The organism is Paracoccus benzoatiresistens (genome assembly GCF_026913015.1).
Lineage (GTDB): Bacteria > Pseudomonadota > Alphaproteobacteria > Rhodobacterales > Rhodobacteraceae > Paracoccus > Paracoccus benzoatiresistens.
On sequence record NZ_JAPTYD010000004.1, the window covers coordinates 1 to 17,997 of the forward strand.

The following is a 17,997-nucleotide window of genomic DNA, read 5'->3' on the forward strand; positions in this document are numbered from 1 at the left end:
TCTACCTGGCTGGCACCAACACGCGCCGCGTCAAGCGGGCGCTGTTCGGGCTGTTCGAAGGAGCAGTGAGCAAGGATGTGGTGAGCCGCGCCTGGCGCAAGGTGAAGGTCGACTGGGACGCCTGGTCTGCCCGCGACCTGGCCGGCGAAGAGATCGTGCGGCTCATTCTCGATGGCACCGTGATCAAGACCCGGCTGGACCGCAAGGCCACCAATATCTCGGTGCTGGCGGCGATCGGGGTGCGGCGCGACGGGCAAAAGGTTCTTCTCGCCATCAGGAACATGGGCGGCGAAAGCACGGCTGCCTGGAGCAGGTTCCTCACCGACTTGGATGCCCGGGGCCTGCGGCGGCCCGAGTTCGTGATCGTTGACGGCGCCCCCGGCCTTGAGGCCGCGCTTGTGGCGCTCTGGGGCGGGGACCTGCCCATCCAGCGCTGCACGGTTCACAAGCACCGCAACCTGCTCGGCCACGCGCCCAAGCGCCTGCATGACGAGCTGAGTGAAGACTATCGCGACATGATCTACGCTGACACAGCCGCTGAGATCGAGAAGCGTCGCAAGGCTTTCCTTCGCAAATGGACCCTGAAGTGCCGGGCCGTGGCCGACAGCCTTGAGGAAGCAGGCGACCGCCTCTTCAGCTTCACCCGCCTCGATCCCTCGCAATGGAAATCCGCAAGAACCACCAATGCCATCGAGCGCCTGAACGAAGAGTTCCGCCGCCGCATCAAGACCCAGACCGTGCTGCCCTGCGCCGAGACCGTGCCGATGCTGCTCTGGGCGCTCCTGGCCTCCGGCCAAATCCAGATGCGAAAGGTCGACGGCTGGGAAACCCTTTCTCAGCCACTCGTGCCGATGTCCCTTGACCTCGCGGCCTGACTGGAGCCAACGTCACATGCCCGGAGCCCGCTGCCCGGCAATTTCCACCACATTCGCGACACGACCAGGCCGGCGCTCCTCAGATACTAACCCCATGGGAGGGTCCAGTGAAATTGGTTCTGCAACAGCAGTTCTGGCACTCACCCTGTCCTCCGCGCTGGCCCAGGAAGTTCAGCACGCCCTGACGAATGCCGAGGATATCGAGTGGACTGAGGGGCCGGCAGTCTTTCCGGGGACGCAGATGGCAGTGCTCTGCGGGGACCCCAGTTAGGAAGGCATGTTTGTGGCCCGCCTCAAGCTTCCTGCAAACTACCGGGTTCCGCCCCACACTCACCCGGTTGATGAGGCAATCACCGTGATCTCTGGCGAGTTCAATATCGCCATTGGCGAAGAGTTCGACGAAGGCGAGACAACGGCTCTCACGGCAGGAGGCCAAGCCACACTGCCAACCACTGTCGCTCACTTCGCGCATACGGACCAAGAGACAGTCATTCAGATCAGCGCTCGAGGTCCGTGGGGGCTCAACTACATCAATCCGGAGGACAAGTCCCAGATCATGGAATGAACCTCCGGGAGAACTGCCATCTATGAGCTCGAGCCTCGGGCTGTGAGCTAGGCTTTACGTTTCCCCGTCGCCGGGCCGCCGCCTGACAACCGCCTCCAGCCCGACCATGGCCGCATCCAGGTTCTCCATGATGCGGTTCAGCCGGTCCTCGTCGAACTGTTCGTGGAGATGGCCGGGCCGAACTACAGCCTCCAGGCTGACTGCCGCCTTGGCCGGCGGCGCAGCTCTCGGCAACTCGCGGCGGACCCTGGCCGAGGGCTTCATCTGCGATGCTAAAGATGGCAAGGCCCAGAACCTGGCCGACCGCCTGCCGGTCACGTTCACGAGGCAACTGGCTTTCTCCAGCTCCTCGATGAGAGCCAGCGCTGTCCTGCGGCTGACGCTCAGCCGTTCGCAGACCATGGCCGAGTTCACGACCGGCTGCTTCTTCAGAAGCGCCGCGAGGTCCCCCAGGCGCGAGCGGCCGCTAGCGCCTGCCGCTGCCTTGTCCAGGCGGGCAAGCTCATGCCTCAGCGTGCCGAGGTGGCCGAGATCCTGCGAAAGCGCTCGTGACGACGCCTCGAGGAAGCCTTCGATACCGGACAGGGGCGACCATATGCGCAGGCCGTTGCGGGCCATTGCCACCGATGGGGCAAGGATCCAGCCGGCCGATGCAGGCATGATGAGCGCTGCCTGCGCATCGCCATCGTCCTGGGGTGGGGCCGATTGAACGGGTGAAAGCCCGATCAGGTGCCGGGCCGCGCCTTCCACGGCCATGAAGACGAGCCGCTCGGCGGCCGGGCTTTCCCGCCGTGACCTGAAGGCATAGACGGCCGCCGCCCGCCATCCGGCAAGAATGGGGAAATGGGCCCATCTCCGGCCCTCGTCCACGACGAGCGACAACTCCCTGTCCTCGAGCCGGTCCGTTTCGTCCCGCGCTTGACCCACCGGGCTGGCCGCAGCCTCCATCCTGCGAAGCGTCTCTACAGGCGCGTTGAAGATGTTTCCCGGCCGCTTGATGACGGACAGCACCCTCAGCGCCATTTCCGTTGTTCGCGACTCCTCCTCGATCGCGAGGTTGCTGGTCAGGCGCATGACCATGCCGGCGGTCGAGATCCTCTCGCCCTCCAGGCCAACCGAGGCCGACGCCTCGAGAAGCGCCACCTCGGTCCTCCAGAGCGTCGCCAGATCGGGGTCGGCAAGGAGGATGCCATCGATGCGTCCAGCCGCGATCTCACAACGAAGGAGAAGTGCACCGTTATCCACCTGTATCTCCGTGACTATCAAGCTAGGAGTTATGCAAAAGACTTTTATCTATACTTGTATGGGTAATTCTAAAAGGCAAAGAAAACCGGCGCTCTGGCCCTCTCGCCGGAAATCACGTGTTGTCGGGTCAGGTGGGCGGCCAAGAATGCTCTGGCCCTCCCCTGCCCTGCCGTTGCTGTGAAATGATGATCAGCCGTAGGTGAGCGCTGCCGGTAAGAAGTTACTTATAAACGACCGTTTTTACTCATCACGTCAGATTGTATTCCCTGTGCTGGGGCAGGCAGGGCAGAGGTTTGTCATGGCAGATCTGGTGTTGCTCCAGACGGTTCGCGAGCTTGCGCCGCAGCGCAGTCCCGATACCGGCTGTTGGCGATTGTGGCGGGTATGCGCCAGGCCATGCCCGAGCTAACCTCAGGCTGAATTGCCAGTACTCGCAGCAGCCTCAGTCCGGGATGCTTCCGGCAGTGTTGACAGCTGTCAACTTGAAGCAGCCATCCTGATCTCTGCATCGACCGGGCTCCCCTGCGCTTCAGAGAAGTGCCTCATGGCCAAGGCGGAATGGAGACTTCGATAGTGATTGAGCTCATCCGAACAGAGAGAGCGGAAAGCGAGCTTCCGGCGAAGACGGCTCGAACTAAGGATGCGGAAGCGATGCGGGCGACCGCTTGTTCCAGGCGGGGCTGACCACAGGATGGCGGTGCGGGCGTGCGGCATGCGCGATCGGCAACCGTTGTGCTTTCCCGGCAGGATCCTGCGCCATCGCAAGCTGACCCACCTTCCGCCTGAGCGCGGCAAATGCGGGCTTGGTCTTCAGAAGTGCAGTTTGAACGGTGTCGAATGCCGCAGCAGATCCTGGGGTCCTGACCCAAGAGGTTCTCTCCAGATGCTGCCTTACGGACTTTCGAAGCTGAAGATCGCCAGGCTGCGTTCGCGTTCGTTGACGGCCATCTTGCGGTTGATGGGCGCATGGGCGCGGGCGGGGCAGTTCTGCCGTTCGCACAGATAGCAGTTCAGGCCGATATCGACCGGCCTCGTGCGGCCGAGGTCGATCCCGTCGGCATAGATCAGGCGCGGCGCATAGGCGATGTCGCAGCCAAGCCCGATCGCCAGGCGCTGCGACGGGGCGCCATAGCTGCCTCCGGCGCGGGTCACGGTGCGCGCGATCGAGAAATAGCTGGCGCCCTCGGGCATGCGGATCACCTGCGTCTGGACCTGGTTGGGCGTCTCAAATGCGGAATGGATGTTCCACAGCGGGCAACTGCCGCCGAAACGCGAAAAGGGAAAGCGCCCCGCGCTGAAACGCTTGGACATGTTGCCCGCCCGGTCCACCCGCACGAAGAAGAACGGGATGCCGCGCGCCTGCGGGCGCTGCAGGGTGGACATGCGGTGGGCCGTCTGCTCGAAGCTGGTGCCGAAGCGGTGGCTCAGCAGTTCGACGTCATAACGAGTGCTTTCGCAGGCGGTCAGGAAGCGGCCATAGGGCATCAGCAGCGCGGCGGCGAAATAGTTGGCCAGGCTGACCCGCAGCAGGCCGATCGCGGCGGGATCGACAAGCCCCGCCTTGGCCACCAGGGCCGAGACGGCGTCGTCGGCCTCCAGCTTGGCCAGAAGGACGCCGATCTGGAAGCGGCGGCTTGGCTGGCCCAGCAGTTCCGACAAAAGCAGTTCCTTGCGGTGCGGATCGAAGCGGCGCAACTGGTCGCCCATCACCGGGGCGGGCAGGATGCGGACCTGGATGTCATGGGCCGCCAGGCGCATCGACAGCGCCACATGCGGCTCGCCGCGATGCAGGCCCAGGTCGTTCGCCAGGGCTTCGGCCGCCTCGTCCAGGGCCTCGACATAGTTGCCGCGCGCATAGAACCAGCCGCGCACCTCCTCGACCGGGCGCGAGCTTTCCGTCAGCACCTCGACCTTGTCGCGGTCGGTCATCGGGTTGCCGTCGCCCTGAGCGCGCAACATGGCCTCGCGATAGCGGTCATGCAGGCGCACGAAGGCTGCCGCGATCCGGGGCGAGGACTGCAGGACGGCCTCGATCTCGGCGCGCGACGCGCCGCCTGCCTCCAGCGCCGGGTCCTTCAGGGCCGATGCGAAATCCGCCGACAACTGCGCATCCGCCGACGGCGCCAGTTCCGAGATGTTGAGGTCATAGACCTCGGCCAGCCGCAGCAGCAGGCGTGCCGATACGGGGCGCTGATCGGCCTCGATCAGGGTGATGTAGCTGGCCGAGACGCCCAGCTCCGCGCCCATCTGCGCCTGCGTCAGGCCCAAAGACTGGCGCAGCACGCGCAGCCGCTGGCCAATGATGAGCTTTTCCGGGCGGGCGGGCATTGCGGCGGTTCCTTCTTACAATCTTACAACCCTGAAGCTGTGTTCGTGACCTGACTGACAACACAACCCGTTTGCATGCAGCCAATGCTGCATCTGCAGCGTAACATTACTGACATGACATTACGAGGAATCATCGGAGCGGACCATGCCCCTTGCCGATCATCGCCAACTGCGTCCCGAACCATCCTGGCGAACGCGATGCACCCGATAGACGACATGCCCCCTGGCGGTCCGGAACCCGGCACCCAGGGCGACATGCACCCCCGACCCACCCTGCCCCAAGACCATGCTGCTGAAAGGAAACGCCATGACCAACCGAAAGACCTTTTCGGAAATCCGATCCGACGTGCTGTCGCGCTACCCCTCCGGTCATACCCCGGCTGGCGTTTCGGTCGATGACATCGTGCAACTGCGGCTGCAGAACACCTATGACACCCATCTGGACATCGCCCGCGACATGGCGAGGGTCATGCGCGCCGACATGGCGGCCTATGACGCCGACCCCGCCAAGTTCACGCAGTCGCTGGGCTGCTGGTCGGGTTTTCACGCCCAGCAGATGATCAAGGCCGTCAAGCGGATGCGCGGCACCGCCAAGGGCACCTATGTCTATCTGTCCGGCTGGATGGTCGCGGGCCTGCGCAACCGCTGGGGCCACCTGCCCGACCAGTCCATGCACGAAAAGACCGCCGTGGCCGACCTGATCCAGGAGATCTATGTCTCGTTGCGCCAGGCGGACGAGGTCGCGCTGAACGACCTGGTCCGCGAGCTGAAGAAGGCCGGCAGCGAGGATGAGCGGGCCAGGATCATCGACAGGATCGACAACTTCGAATCCCATGTCGTGCCGATCATCGCCGATATCGACGCGGGCTTCGGCAACGAACACGCGACCTACCTGCTGGCGAAGGAGCTGATCAAGGCGGGCGCCTGCGCGCTCCAGATCGAGAACCAGGTCTCGGACGCCAAGCAATGCGGCCACCAGGACGGCAAGGTCACCGTTCCGCGCGAGGACTTCATCGAGAAGCTGCGCGCCTGCCGCCTGGCCTTCGAGGAACTGGGGGTCGAGGATGGCGTGATCGTCGCGCGCACCGACAGCCTGGGGGCGGGTCTGACCCAGAAGGTGCCCGTCAGCCAGCAGCCGGGCGATCTGGCCAGCCAGTACATCAAGTGGCTCAAGACCGAGCAGATCACCGCAGCCAACCCGATCCGCGAGGGCGAGCTGGCCATCTACCAGGGCGGAGAGTTCGTGCGCCCCATGCGCCTGCCCAACGGGTTGTTCCCCTTCCAGGAAAACACCGGCAGGCAGCGCGTAATCGAGGATTGCATCGCGTCCCTGACCCAGGGCGGGGCCGACCTGCTGTGGATCGAGACAGACACCCCCAACGTGGACGAGATCGCCGGCATGGTGAACGAGATCCGCAAGGAAGTCCCGAACGCCAAGCTGACCTACAACAACTCGCCGTCGTTCAACTGGACGCTGAACCTGCGCAAGCAGGTCCGCGCGCAGTGGCTGGCCGAAGGCAGGATCACCGACGCCGATTACCCTGACGGAAACGAGCTGATGAAGGCCGACTACGACGACACAGACCTCGGCCATGAGGCGGATGCCCGCCTGCAGCGCTTCCAGACCGACATCGCGGCCCGGGCGGGCGTGTTCCACAACCTGATCACGCTGCCGACATTCCACCTGACCGCCAAGTCGGTCGATGAACTGTCGCGCGGCTATTTCGGCGAGGAAAAGATGCTGGCCTATGTCAAGACGGTCCAGCGCGAGGAGATCCGCCGCGGCATCAGCGCCGTGAAGCACCAGCACGAGGTCGGGTCCGACCTGGGCGACAGCTTCAAGGAGATGGTGGCGGGCGAACGGGCCTTGAAGGCGGGCGGCCACGCCAACACCATGAACCAGTTCGCGGCCGAATAGCAGCCAGCGGCCTGTCCCGCGCCGGGGCAGGCCCCCAACCCCCCGGAGGAACCCATGAACAAGCCGGATTTCGAACGTGTCGAGCGTCCCGACCTTGATCCCCGCGACCGCGCCATCCACCGCGTGGCCGACGCGGTCCACCGCCTGAACGAGGCGATCCAGCGCGCCGTCAACGAGGGCGTCTCGGTCGAGCTGGTGCGCGTCTCGCGCCATCACGGCGGCAACGGATCCTGGGGCGACCAGGTCGTGCCGACCATCCGCGACAGCGGGCGTGCCGCAAACGATGCCGCCTGATACCCGTCCAAAGCAGCCAGGATCCGGGGCCGCCTGGCCCCGGATTTTCCAGTTCTGGCCACAGGGTAGTCGCGGTGCCGATGCCTGCCCGCCCGAGCCCCCCTGACAGGCCTGCCAGGCACTTCACCGAACCGCATCCTCCGACAACCGCCCGCAAGGCCCGAAACAGGGATGTTGCCGCGCCTTCTTGCGGTGCCGACTGTTGGCGGGTTTCACAGGGCCGCCTCGAACAGCGCACGAGTGTTCTGGGCAGTCATCGGCAGGGGGTTGCCGCCGCAGGAGGGATCCTCCAGCGCCATCGCGGTCAGCTCGTCCAGGCGGTCGGCCTCGACGCCCATCGCGGCCAAGCCCTTCGGAATACCCAGTTCCTCACACAAGGCCACGACCCGCGCGCGGAACCTGTCGAACCCGCCGGGGATGCCTAGATAGGCGGCGGCGGCGGCGATGCGCTCCTCGATGGCGGGACGATTGAAGTCCAGGACGGCGGGCATCACCACCGCATTGGTGGTGCCGTGATGGGTGCCATAGATCGCGCCGACCGGGTGGGACAGCGAATGGATCGCGCCGAGCCCCTTCTGGAAGGCCACCGCGCCCATCATCGCCGCGCTCATCATATGGGCCCGCGCCATCAGGTTGCCCGGTTCGCGATAAACGACGGGCAGGTTGTCGAAGACCAGGCGCATGCCCTCAAGCGCGATGCCCTGGCTCATCGGATGGTAATGGGGCGAGCAATAGGCCTCGAGGCAATGGGCCAGGGCATCCATGCCCGTTCCCGCGGTGACGAAGGGGGGCATGCCGACGGTCAGTTCAGGGTCGCAGATGGCGACGGCGGGCATCAGCCGGGGGTGGAAGATGATCTTCTTGCGATGCGTCGCGGCATTGGTCAGCACGCCCGCGCGGCCGACCTCGCTGCCCGTCCCCGCGGTGGTCGGCACGGCGACGACGGGGGCAATCGCATCGGCATCCGCGCGGGTGAACCAGTCGTCCACGTCCTCCAGATCCCATACCGACAGTTCCGCGCGCTGCCCGGCCATCAGGGCAATCATCTTGCCCAGGTCCAGGGCCGATCCGCCGCCGAAGCAGATCACCCCGTCATGCCCGCCCGCCCTGTAGGCGGCGATGCCCGCCTGCATGTTCGCCTCGGTCGGGTTGGGGTCCACGTCGGAAAATACCGCCCGGCCCAGCCCTGCCCTCTCCAGAACGTCCAGTGCAGCGGCGGTGATGGGCAGCGCGGCAAGCGCCCTGTCCGTCACCAGCAGCGGACGGCCAAGCCCCGCGGCCCTGGCATGGTCGGCAAGCTCGGCGATCCGGCCTGCGCCGAACTTGATGGCGGTCGGATAGGACCAGTTGCGTTTGGGGACATCATGGCTCATGTCACGCCCTTTTCAGGTGATAGGATTTCGGGCGGGTCACGGCGAGGTAACCCAGATAGGACAGGCTGCCGCCGCGGCCGGTGTCCTTGCAGCCGGTCCAGCAGAGGGCCGGGTCCAGGTAATCGGCGCGGTTCATGAAGACGGTGCCGGTCTGGATCCGGGACCCGATCGCGGCCGCCGCCGCGTCGTCGCGCGTCCAGATACTGGCGGTCAGGCCATAGGGGCTGTCGTTCATCAGGCGGATCGCCTGATCGTCGTCCGCCACGCGCATGATGCCCACGACCGGGCCGAAGCTTTCCTCGACCATCACCCGCATCGAATGATCGACATCCACCAGCACCTGCGGGGCCAGATAGGCGCCCCCGTCGTCCCGGGGGAAGGCCGCAGGGTCGATCAGCGCGCGGGCCCCCTGCCCCACCGCCTCGGCGATCTGGTCGCGGACCGTCCGGGCAAAGCGGACATGCGCCATCGGGCCAAGCGTCGTCGCCGGGTCCAACGGATCGCCAAGCGTCAGGGCGCCTGCCCAGGTCACGGCCTTTTCGACGAAAGCGTCATACAGGCTGTCATGAACATAGATCCGCTCGATCCCGCAGCAGCACTGGCCCGAATTGAACATCGCGCCATCCATCAGCCCCTCGACTGCCGCATCCAGATCGGCATCGGCGCGCACATAGCCGGGGTCCTTCCCCCCCAACTCCAGCCCCAGCGGCACGAATGTGCCCGCCGCGGCCCGCTCGATGGCGCGGCCGCCCGCGACCGAGCCTGTGAAGTTCACGAAATCGAAGGCGCGCGCCGCGATCAGGCCTTCGGTGGTCGCGTGGTCCAGGACGACGTTCTGGAACACGTCGGCCGGCACGCCGCCCGCGTGGAAGGCTTGGGCCAGGCGTTCGCCCGCAAGCAGGGTCTGGCTGGCATGTTTCAGCACCACGGCATTGCCCGCGATCAGGGCCGGAACGATGGTGTTGATCGCCGTCAGATAGGGATAGTTCCAGGGCGCGATCACGAACACCACGCCCAGCGGTTCGCGCGCGATCCGGCGGCCGAAGCTGGCGCTGTCCTCGATGACCCGGGGCGCCAGCGTTTCGGCGGCGATGGAAGCCATGTAGTCGGTGCGGGCGTTCACGCCCCCCATCTCTCCTGCGCCAAAGCGGATGGGGCGGCCCATCTGCCGGGCCAGTTCGGACGCGATATCGTCCTTTATCGCGGTCAGGGCGGCAACGCCCGCCTTGACCATGGCGACGCGCTCCTCCAGCGGGCGGGCGGCCCATGCCGCCTGCGCGCCGCGCGCCCGCGCAACGGCTGCCTGCGCGCCATCAGGGTCCAGCGGCGTCCGCCGGACCAGCACCGATCCGTCGATCGGGGAAATCAGCTCTATGTCTTTCATGGTCGGTCCTGTCAGGCGCGTTCCAGCAATCGGCGCAGGTCATGATCGGTCACGACGCGGTCCGTTTCGGCGATCTCCCATTCCGCGGCGTGGTGATAGTGATCAACCACGTCATCGCCAAAGGCCCGCCTGTAAAGCTCCGAGGCCTTCAGGCGTCCCGCGGCGTCGCGCAGGGTGCGGGGAACCTCGCACAGGTCCCTGGCCTGGTAGAGATCGCCGCGGATCTCGGGGCCCAGTTCCAGCTTGCGCTCGATTCCCTCAAGGCCCGCGGCCAGAAGCGCGGCGCAGGCCAGATAGGGGTTGGCGTCGGCACCTGGGATGCGGCATTCGATCCGCACGGCCCTGGTCCCCTCGCCGCAGACGCGGAAGCCCGCGGTGCGGTTGTCGCAGGACCAGGCGATCTTGGTCGGCGCGAAAAGCCCCGTGCAGAACCGCTTGTAGCTGTTCACATAGGGCGCCAGGAACACCATCATCTGGTCCGCGCCCGCCAGCTGGCCCGCCAGGAAATGCTTCATCGTGGCCGACATGCCGTGGCCGTCGCCGGGGTCATGGAAGGCAGGCTGGCCGTCCCCGAACAGCGACTGGTGGACATGGGCGGCCGATCCCGCCTTGGCGGTGTCGTATTTCGCCATGAAGGTCACGGATTTGCCGCGCGACCAGGCAATCTCCTTGATGCCCTGCTTGATGATCGTGTGGTTGTCGGCGGTATCAAGCGCGTCGGAAAAGCGATAGTTCACCTCGATCTGGCCCGCGTCGGCCTCGCCCTTGGTGCTTTCGATCGGGATGCCGGCGCCGTACAGGTGGTTTCGCACGGCGCGCATCACGCCTTCCTCGCGCGTGGTCTGGAAGATGTGGTAGTCCTCGTTGTAGCCCGAACAGGGCGTCAGCCCACTGACGCCGCCGCGCAGGCTTTCATAGCTGTTGTCGAACAGGTAGAACTCCAGCTCGGTCGCCATCATGGCCTCGAAGCCCATCTCGCGGGCCCGCGCGATCTGGCGTTTCAGGATCGCCCGGGGCGAAACGGCGACCTCCTCATGGGTGTGGTGATCCAGCACGTCGCAGATCACCATGGCGGTGCCGGGCAGCCAGGGCAGGCGTCGCAGCGTCTCCAGATCGGGGCGCATGACATAATCGCCATAGCCCTGTTCCCAGCCAGCGCTGCGATAGCCCGGGACGGTGTTCATCTCCATGTCCAGGGCCAGCAGATAGTTGCAGCAATGGGTTTCCCTGTGGCCGCCGTCCAGGAAGAAACCGGCGTGGAAACGCTTGCCCATCAGGCGGCCCTGCATGTCGGGAAAGACCACCAGGACGGTGTCGATCTCACCGGCGTCAAAGGCCGTCTTCAGGCTGTCTAAGGTCAGGTTTGCAGGCATGATCGTCCAATCCAAGGATCATGCCGCCGGGCACGAGCGCCCGGCAGCGGGCGACATCAGCTGTAGCGATAAGGGCGGCCTGCCTTGGCCATGACGTCGTTGTATTTCTTGAAGATCTCGACCACGCGGGCCTTGACTTCGGATTCGGCGGCGATCTCGTCCCAGAAGGCGCGGGCGCGTTCCTCGACGGTGGCCCATTCCGCGTCCGGGATCGAGGTCAGTTCCAGCTTGGGACCGTTCACCCGCAGGTCGGCCTCGCCGCCCCAGTACCACCACTGGCGGTAATAATGCGACTGCTCGAAGCAGACCTCCATCAGCATTTTCAGCTTGTCGGGCACCTCGGCCCAGCGGTCGGCATTGGCAAAGAAATGCCCGATCCACGCGCCCGAGATGTTGTTCGTCAGGAAGTAGTTGGTCACATCGGCCCAGCCGACGGTATAGTCTTCGGTGATGCCCGACCATGCGACGCCATCCAGCTCTCCGGTCTGCAGGGCGACCTGGATATCCTCCCAGGGCAGTTGCATGGGCACGACGCCGAACTGCGCCAGGAAGCGGCCTGCGGTCGGGAAGGTGAAGACGCGCTTGCCTTCAAGGTCGGCCAGGCTGTTGATCGGGTCCTTTGTCGCGAAATGGCACGGATCCCACGCCCCGGCCGAGATGTGCTTGATGCCGACCGCCGCGTATTCCTGTTCCCAGATTTCCTTCAGTCCGTACTGGTTGAACAGCACCGGCACATCCAGGCTGTAGCGGCTGGCAAAGGGGAAATAGCCGCCGAACACCGTCACCTCGGTCGGCGACTGCATGGAATCGTCGTCCGACTGCACCGCGTCGATGGTGCCGTTCTGCATGGCGCGGAACAGCTCGGATGTCGGAACCAGCTGGTCGGAGTAATACAGCTCGATCTGCATCTCGCCCTCGGCGATGGCGTTGAACTTGTCGATGGCGGGCTTGACCACATGTTCGCCAAGGGCGGCGCCCGCATAGGTCTGCATCCGCCAGCGGATCGGCGCGCCCTGCGCGTGGACGGCGGGCGCGGCCAGCGTGGCGGCGCCGGCGGCAAGGGGGGCGGTCATCAGAAACTTGCGTCTTGTCGTCATCCGAACCTCCGTTTGTTTGGAAAGGGGCGGTTCGCCGCCCCTCGTCATTGTCCGTAGACCTGCCCCGGCAACCACAATGCGATCTGCGGAAAGGCCATGATGATCGCCAGCGTCAGGATCATGATGCCGACGATGGGCACGATCGAGCGATAGATGTCGGCCAGCGTGACGTGGCTTGGGGCCAGCGCCCGCATCAGGAACAGGTTATATCCGAAAGGGGGCGTGATATAGGCGATCTGGCAGGTGATCGTGTAAAGCACCCCGTACCAGATCAGATCGAATTCCAGCGCGCGCACCAGCGGGATATACAGCGGCGCGACGATGACCAGCATGGCGGTGTCGTCCAGGAACATTCCAAGAACAAGGAACGAGACCTGCATCAGGATGATGATCTGCCAGCGCGTGAGGCCCAGTTCGTCCAGAAAGAAGGACTCGATGGCGCGCACCGCCCCCAGACCGTCGAAGACCGCGCCAAAGGCAAGCGCCGCCAGAAGGATCCACATGAACATGGAGGTCACGGCCAGCGTCCCGCGCAGGCAGGTTTCCCAGACGGCGCGGGTCCAGCGGCGCTTGGCAACGGCGACAAGCGAGGCGATGGCCGCGCCGATGACCGAGGATTCGACCAGGCTGACATAGCCTGCCACGAACGGCCCCATCATCGCGGCGAAGATGACGAAGGGGATGATGCCCGCGCGAAGCAGGCGCAGCCTTTCACCCCATGTGATGGCGGCCAGTTCCTCGGCCGGCAGGCGCGGGGCAAGGCGCCTGTCCAGGCCGCAGCGGATCAGGACATAGACGATGAACAGCCCCGCCATCAGCAGGCCGGGAAACACGCCTGCCAGCCACAGATGCCCCACCGGCTGGCGCGCGATCATGGCATACAGCACCAGCACGATGGACGGCGGGACCAGGATGCCCAGGGACGAACCGCCCTGGATGATCCCGGTGACCATCACCTTGTCATATCCGCGCCGCAGCATCTCGGGCAGGGCGATGGTGGCGCCGATGGCAAGTCCCGCCACCGACAGCCCGTTCATGGCCGAGACCAGCACCATCAGCAGGATGGTCCCGACCGCCAGCCCGCCCGGCACCGGCCCGAACCAGACATGGAACATCCTGTAAAGGTCGTCCGCCATGCGGGTTTCCGACATGACATAGCCCATCCAGACGAACATCGGCAGGGTCAGCATCGGAAACCAGTTCATCAGCTTGATGGCGCTGGTAAAGGCCAGGTCATAGCCGCCCCGATCCCCCCACAGGGCGATCGCCGCGATCACGGCGACGAAACCGATGCTGGCAAAGACCCTCTGCCCGGTCATCAGCAGCACCACCATGCCCAGGAACATCGAGACGGCGATCAGTTCATAGGACATCAGACGCGTCCCTCGGGCATCGGAATGCCGCGCAGCGTCGCGATGTCACGGATCAGGAAGGCCAGCGATTGCAGCAGCATCAGGAAGACGCCCGCGCAGATCACGATCTTGATGGGCGCCATGTAGGGCCGCCAGACGGTGCGCGACCGCTCGCCGATCTCCAGGGCATAGATGGTGCTTTCAATGCCGCCCCACAGGATCACCCCCAGAAAGACGACAAGGGCGAAGACCGTCACGCTGTCCACGGCTGCGCGGGTCCTGATCGACCAGCGGGAATAAAGCAGGTCCATCCGCACATGCGCGCCCAGCATCAGCGAATAGGCACCCCCCAGGACGACATAGGCGATCATCGTGAACTGCGCCATTTCCTGGGTCCACAAGGCCGGACGGAAGAACGCCTTGGCGATCACCGACCAGGTCAGGACCCCGGCAAGAACGAACAGAAGATACATGGCCATGCGGCCGACCCGATGGTTGATCGCCTCGACCACGCGCACAAAGCCAATGGCCATGTCAGGCATCATTGGCCCCCTTCGGACAACAGGATACCGGGCGCGAAAACGCGCTGAAATGGCAGGCCCGCCACGATTCTTCTCCCTGCTTTCGGCTCAGCGTCCTCTCTGTTCTTGCGTTCTGTCAAGAATTTTTCATTTCATTGCTTCCTGATAGGATCATTTCAGAAGCGGGCAGGAGGCTGTCATGACCATCGAAGACCGGATGCGCGCACAGCTGGTCTCCCTGACCCGGGCCGAGCGGCAGGCCGCGACGCATATCCTGTCGCACTTTCCGATGTCGGCCCTGGGGTCGATCACCATGCTGGCCAGTGCGGCCGAAGTCTCGGCGCCCACCATCGTGCGGCTGGTCCAGAAGCTGGGCTTCAAGGGCTATGCCGACTATCAGGCCGCGCTGCGGGCCGAGGTCGGGCGCCTTCTGGCAGCGCCCCTGTCCCTGCCGGAACACGAGCCGCGCCGTCACCCCATGCAATCCTTTGCGGCGCAGGCGATAACGAACATCCAGGCGACGCTGGATCAGATCGCGACACAGGAATTCGACGCGGCGGCCGCGCTTCTGTCCGACCCCGCACGCCATGTCGCCGTCATGGGGGGACGCCTGACACATGCCCACGCCGATTACATGGCAACGCTGCTGCGCGTGATCCGGCCGGGCGTCACCTATGTGTCGGATCATCTGACCGACTGGCAGCAGGCCCTGCTGGACCTGCGAGCCGAGGATGTGGTGGTGATCTTCGACATCCGGCGGTACGAAGCGAATGCCGTCCACATGGCCGAATTGGCGGCACGGCAGGGCGCCCGGGTCGTCCTGATCACCGATCACTGGCTTTCCCCTGCCGCGGGACACGCCCATCACACCCTGCCTTGCCGCATCGACATGCCGGCCGCATGGGATTCGACCATCACGATCCTCATGCTGGTCGAGGCATTGCTGGGCCGCGTGCAAGGCCACTGCGCCGATCAGGTGCAGGATCGCCTCAACCGGCTGGAGGACGTCTTCGCGAAGACGCGCATCTTCCGGGCGCCCAAGCTGGGGCGATGAAAGCACCCTGCCCCGACGCCGTTGCGTATCAGCCCCTCTAGGTTTCGCCGCGAAACCTACTTCTCCAGCAAGGCCTGTATCTCGGTCATCAGCATGTCCATCAGGTCCGAGTTGATGGGCGCGCCTTCCAGCCGCAGGACATGGGCATTGCCGTCGCGGGCGCGGCGGATGGTGATGCCGCTGGTGGTCCTGATCGTCAGGTCGTCGATCCAGCCATATTGCACCGGCGCCTTGGTGCGGGGACGGCCGCCGCGGGCAGGGCTGCGGGGTGCGCCCTCGACCTGCGCAAGGACGGGTTCCAGCAGCAACCACTCTTCCTCGGCATCGCCCGGCGACCCGGCGGACAGCGCCTTGCGCAGCCGGGATTCGGCGCCCTCCCGCAGCGCCGCCGACAGGCGCAGGCCGCGCTTTTCGGTCAGCGCCTCGGGAAAGCGCAGCATGTCGCCCAGTTCCTCGAAGATCAGGGCGAAGGACCGGACCTTGGACCGCTTGGCCTTCGATCCGGTGGCGAACAGCCGGTTTACGGCATCCTCCACATTGGCAAAGGCGCCCTGATTGGCGGCGATCACGGCGATGCGGCCGCGCTCGAAATGGCTCAGTTCCTCGCGGACCTCGTTTTCCTCGACCATGGCGACAAAGGCGGCGTCCGCCTCGGCCTTGGGACGGATCAGGGCGCGGATCCGGTCGTATTTCGCGTCCCGCGTCAACTCGCGCAGCGCACGGACGGCATGAAGCCGGCGATAACCCGACAGAAGGCCATAGCCCGCCTTCCGTCCCTCCGGCGTGCCAAGCGCGAAGACCTCGATCGGCAGGCGCAGTCCGTTGGCGGCAATGGAGAGGCGAAGTTCCTGCATCTCGTCCTCGCTCATGACCATTCGGTCACGGATCATCGCGCCTTCGTCGATCTGGTCCAGCGGCAGTTCCACGATCAGAAGTCCCTGCTCTTCGGCCTGGCGCAACCGTTCCGCATCGACCTGGTCGCGCGCCCGCGCGGCCCGCGCGTCGGCATCGCCCGCGGCGCTCAGCGCAGCGGTTTCGGCGGCCACCTGGGCGATCGGCGCGATGCCGGGACCGATTGAGGGCCGCCCCAGGGTTTCGCGGCGAAACTGTTCCTCGATCCGGGTCAGATCGTCGTTGCTGGGGGTTTCCAGACGCCTGCGCTTAACCATTGGCCTTCTCCTTGCCAGCCTGCTCAGCCTGTTCCATCTGCAGATCGCGCCACCAGGTGCCCAGGATCAGTTCCTTGACCTCGGCCCAGGTGCGATCAAAGGTCTCGCGGCCGCGGACATAGGTGTCGCGGTTGAACTCGCGGTAGTCCGCCTCGTAGATGCCGTTCACCTGCTCGCCGGCCTGGCCCACCATGGCCGTGACTTCCTGGCGGAAGGTGGTCATGAAATCGCCGAAATAGGCCTGGATGACATTGGCAAGGTCGGTCTGCTGGGCGGCATCGAAGCGGGTGATGAGGGCGCGCACCGCATCCCATTCGAACTTCATCTCGGGCAGCCCCTCACGGCGACGGGCGGCGTTCTCGCCTTCCTCGACACTTGCGAAGGTCGAATAGAGCATGTCGAAGAACCGTCCCGTCGAGTCGAATTCCAGGAACGAGGCGCCAAGCGGCACCAGCAGGATATCGGCGGCAGCCAAGGCGTTGATCGTCAGGTAGCCAAGCGCGGGAGGAGTATCCAGGATGATGATGTCGTAATCGTTAACGATGCGATCGTTGGCCAGCGCGTTGCCAAGCGCGTCCCACAGGGGCCAGCCGCGCAACCCCATCCGCCAGACGGGCACCTGAAACTCGGCCCAGTACAGGTTCAGCTGCGCGCCCAGCAGGTCGATGTTCGTCCAGTGGGTGGTCTGGATGACATCGCGGGCGGTGATCTTCAGCGCCTCGGTCAGCGTCTCGTCGAAGGGCAGGGGGGCTTGACCCGCCGCCTCGCGGACGCGGTTTTCCTGCTGCAGGGCCAGGGCATAGTCCTTGGCGATCAGCGGGAAGGCCGTGGACCATTCGTCGGCCACCCGCCCCCCCATGATCGAGGTAAGGCTGCCTTGGCTGTCCAGATCGACCACCAGCACCTTGTAGCCGTCCAGCGCGGCCGACATGGCCAGATGCGCCGCCGTCGAGGTCTTGCCGACGCCGCCCTTGAAGTTCGCGACCGCGATGGTCTTGGCGGGCAGGCCCTCCGGACGCCACGGGCGGTATTCGCGCCCGGCGGCGCCTTCCGCGGCGAAATGGTCGCGCAGCCGCAGCACATCCTCGAGCGTGAACCATTTCGAGTTTCCCTCGCCGGTGCCCTGCGGCAGGTCCGGGAACTTGCGCAGCACGCGGCGGAAGTGGGCGGGCGCAACGGGGATCAGGTAGCGGCAGATCTCCCATGTGGAAAAGCGGCGCAGGCGCTTCTGGCCATCGGGGGCATAGCCGCGCTCGGCAAGGTCCTGACGTCCGCGGGCGGCGAAGGCGGCGGCCTTGGCGAATCGGGCGGTGTCGATAGGATCGGACAGCCGCTTTGCCGCCCTGGCCGGATCGATGTTGAAATAGGGGGGAAGGGGATCTTTGCCTGATGACATGTTACACTCTCGGCGATGTGCTGCTTGGACGCGGTGTTTTCGCAATCTATTGC

15 protein-coding genes are annotated in these 17,997 nt (G+C 65.2%); 5 read left to right on the forward strand and 10 right to left on the reverse strand.

Annotated elements, in window-relative coordinates; translation table 11 throughout:
* Together OU682_RS04645 and OU682_RS04650 are read left to right on the forward strand one after the other, a co-directional pair.
* Positions 1-875, forward strand: an 875-nt coding sequence (locus OU682_RS04645) for an IS256 family transposase (protein WP_268940906.1), incomplete at its 5' end; no start/stop codon positions are given.
* Positions 876-1,152: 277 nt separating this feature from the next.
* On the forward strand, positions 1,153-1,440 hold the full coding sequence (locus tag OU682_RS04650) for a cupin domain-containing protein (protein WP_268940907.1): 288 nt from the start codon (positions 1,153-1,155) through the stop codon (positions 1,438-1,440).
* A 54-nt stretch (positions 1,441-1,494) separates the two neighbouring features.
* Here OU682_RS04650 and OU682_RS04655 read toward each other — a convergent pair whose 3' ends face one another.
* Both OU682_RS04655 and OU682_RS04660 read right to left on the reverse strand, forming a co-directional pair.
* Positions 1,495-2,685: a helix-turn-helix domain-containing protein gene (locus OU682_RS04655; RefSeq protein ID WP_268940908.1), complete on the reverse strand. Its 1,191-nt coding sequence runs from the start codon at positions 2,683-2,685 to the stop codon at positions 1,495-1,497.
* A gap of 891 nt (positions 2,686-3,576) precedes the next feature.
* Entirely contained in the window at positions 3,577-5,013 is a 1,437-nt protein-coding gene (locus OU682_RS04660) for a helix-turn-helix domain-containing protein (RefSeq protein ID WP_268940909.1), read from the reverse strand.
* 307 nt (positions 5,014-5,320) lie between these two features.
* Here OU682_RS04660 and OU682_RS04665 point away from each other — a divergent pair, with 307 nt between their 5' ends.
* Both OU682_RS04665 and OU682_RS04670 read left to right on the forward strand, forming a co-directional pair.
* Positions 5,321-6,931, forward strand: coding sequence for an isocitrate lyase (locus OU682_RS04665; protein WP_268940910.1), 1,611 nt, complete (start codon positions 5,321-5,323; stop codon positions 6,929-6,931).
* 54 nt (positions 6,932-6,985) lie between these two features.
* Entirely contained in the window at positions 6,986-7,225 is a 240-nt protein-coding gene (locus OU682_RS04670; protein ID WP_268940911.1) for a hypothetical protein, read from the forward strand.
* 212 nt (positions 7,226-7,437) lie between these two features.
* Here the strand turns inward: OU682_RS04670 and OU682_RS04675 are convergent, their stop codons facing one another.
* From OU682_RS04675 to OU682_RS04700, 6 genes are read right to left on the reverse strand one after another with little or no spacing between them, the layout of a single operon-like run.
* On the reverse strand, positions 7,438-8,598 hold the full coding sequence (locus tag OU682_RS04675) for an iron-containing alcohol dehydrogenase (protein ID WP_268940912.1): 1,161 nt from the start codon (positions 8,596-8,598) through the stop codon (positions 7,438-7,440).
* A gap of 1 nt (position 8,599) precedes the next feature.
* Positions 8,600-9,982 (reverse strand): aldehyde dehydrogenase family protein, encoded by a 1,383-nt coding sequence (locus OU682_RS04680; RefSeq protein WP_268940913.1) that lies wholly within the window; start codon positions 9,980-9,982, stop codon positions 8,600-8,602.
* Positions 9,983-9,993: 11 nt separating this feature from the next.
* Entirely contained in the window at positions 9,994-11,355 is a 1,362-nt protein-coding gene (locus OU682_RS04685) for a glutamine synthetase family protein (RefSeq protein ID WP_268940914.1), read from the reverse strand.
* A gap of 56 nt (positions 11,356-11,411) precedes the next feature.
* Positions 11,412-12,452: a TRAP transporter substrate-binding protein gene (locus tag OU682_RS04690; RefSeq protein WP_268940915.1), complete on the reverse strand. Its 1,041-nt coding sequence runs from the start codon at positions 12,450-12,452 to the stop codon at positions 11,412-11,414.
* 44 nt (positions 12,453-12,496) lie between these two features.
* Positions 12,497-13,825 (reverse strand): TRAP transporter large permease, encoded by a 1,329-nt coding sequence (locus OU682_RS04695; RefSeq protein ID WP_268940916.1) that lies wholly within the window; start codon positions 13,823-13,825, stop codon positions 12,497-12,499.
* Positions 13,825-14,346, reverse strand: coding sequence for a TRAP transporter small permease subunit (locus OU682_RS04700; protein WP_268940917.1), 522 nt, complete (start codon positions 14,344-14,346; stop codon positions 13,825-13,827). The genes OU682_RS04695 and OU682_RS04700 overlap by 1 nt, the downstream gene beginning before the upstream one ends.
* A 178-nt stretch (positions 14,347-14,524) precedes the next feature.
* Between OU682_RS04700 and OU682_RS04705 the strand changes: the two genes are divergently transcribed.
* Entirely contained in the window at positions 14,525-15,379 is an 855-nt protein-coding gene (locus tag OU682_RS04705; protein ID WP_268940918.1) for a MurR/RpiR family transcriptional regulator, read from the forward strand.
* A 56-nt stretch (positions 15,380-15,435) separates the two neighbouring features.
* Here OU682_RS04705 and OU682_RS04710 read toward each other — a convergent pair whose 3' ends face one another.
* Together OU682_RS04710 and OU682_RS04715 are read right to left on the reverse strand one after the other, a co-directional pair.
* Positions 15,436-16,548, reverse strand: coding sequence for a ParB/RepB/Spo0J family partition protein (locus OU682_RS04710; protein WP_268940919.1), 1,113 nt, complete (start codon positions 16,546-16,548; stop codon positions 15,436-15,438).
* A complete protein-coding gene (locus OU682_RS04715; RefSeq protein WP_268940920.1) occupies positions 16,541-17,944 on the reverse strand; it encodes an AAA family ATPase in 1,404 nt (467 codons plus the stop codon). The genes OU682_RS04710 and OU682_RS04715 overlap by 8 nt, the downstream gene beginning before the upstream one ends.
* Positions 17,945-17,997 lie beyond the last annotated feature (53 nt).

Bases quoted from the DNA above. Each gene is read 5' to 3' on its own strand.
- OU682_RS04690 (WP_268940915.1), bottom strand. From the start codon at position 12,452: ATGACGACAAGACGCAAGTTTCTGATGACCGCCCCCCTTGCCGCCGGC.
- OU682_RS04710 (WP_268940919.1), bottom strand. From the start codon at position 16,548: ATGGTTAAGCGCAGGCGTCTGGAAACCCCCAGCAACGACGATCTGACC.
- OU682_RS04700 (WP_268940917.1), bottom strand. From the start codon at position 14,346: ATGCCTGACATGGCCATTGGCTTTGTGCGCGTGGTCGAGGCGATCAAC.
- OU682_RS04650 (WP_268940907.1), top strand. From the start codon at position 1,153: ATGTTTGTGGCCCGCCTCAAGCTTCCTGCAAACTACCGGGTTCCGCCC.
- OU682_RS04715 (WP_268940920.1), bottom strand. From the start codon at position 17,944: ATGTCATCAGGCAAAGATCCCCTTCCCCCCTATTTCAACATCGATCCG.
- OU682_RS04695 (WP_268940916.1), bottom strand. From the start codon at position 13,825: ATGTCCTATGAACTGATCGCCGTCTCGATGTTCCTGGGCATGGTGGTG.
- OU682_RS04680 (WP_268940913.1), bottom strand. From the start codon at position 9,982: ATGAAAGACATAGAGCTGATTTCCCCGATCGACGGATCGGTGCTGGTC.
- OU682_RS04675 (WP_268940912.1), bottom strand. From the start codon at position 8,598: ATGAGCCATGATGTCCCCAAACGCAACTGGTCCTATCCGACCGCCATC.
- OU682_RS04665 (WP_268940910.1), top strand. From the start codon at position 5,321: ATGACCAACCGAAAGACCTTTTCGGAAATCCGATCCGACGTGCTGTCG.
- OU682_RS04660 (WP_268940909.1), bottom strand. From the start codon at position 5,013: ATGCCCGCCCGCCCGGAAAAGCTCATCATTGGCCAGCGGCTGCGCGTG.
- OU682_RS04705 (WP_268940918.1), top strand. From the start codon at position 14,525: ATGACCATCGAAGACCGGATGCGCGCACAGCTGGTCTCCCTGACCCGG.
- OU682_RS04685 (WP_268940914.1), bottom strand. From the start codon at position 11,355: ATGCCTGCAAACCTGACCTTAGACAGCCTGAAGACGGCCTTTGACGCC.
- OU682_RS04670 (WP_268940911.1), top strand. From the start codon at position 6,986: ATGAACAAGCCGGATTTCGAACGTGTCGAGCGTCCCGACCTTGATCCC.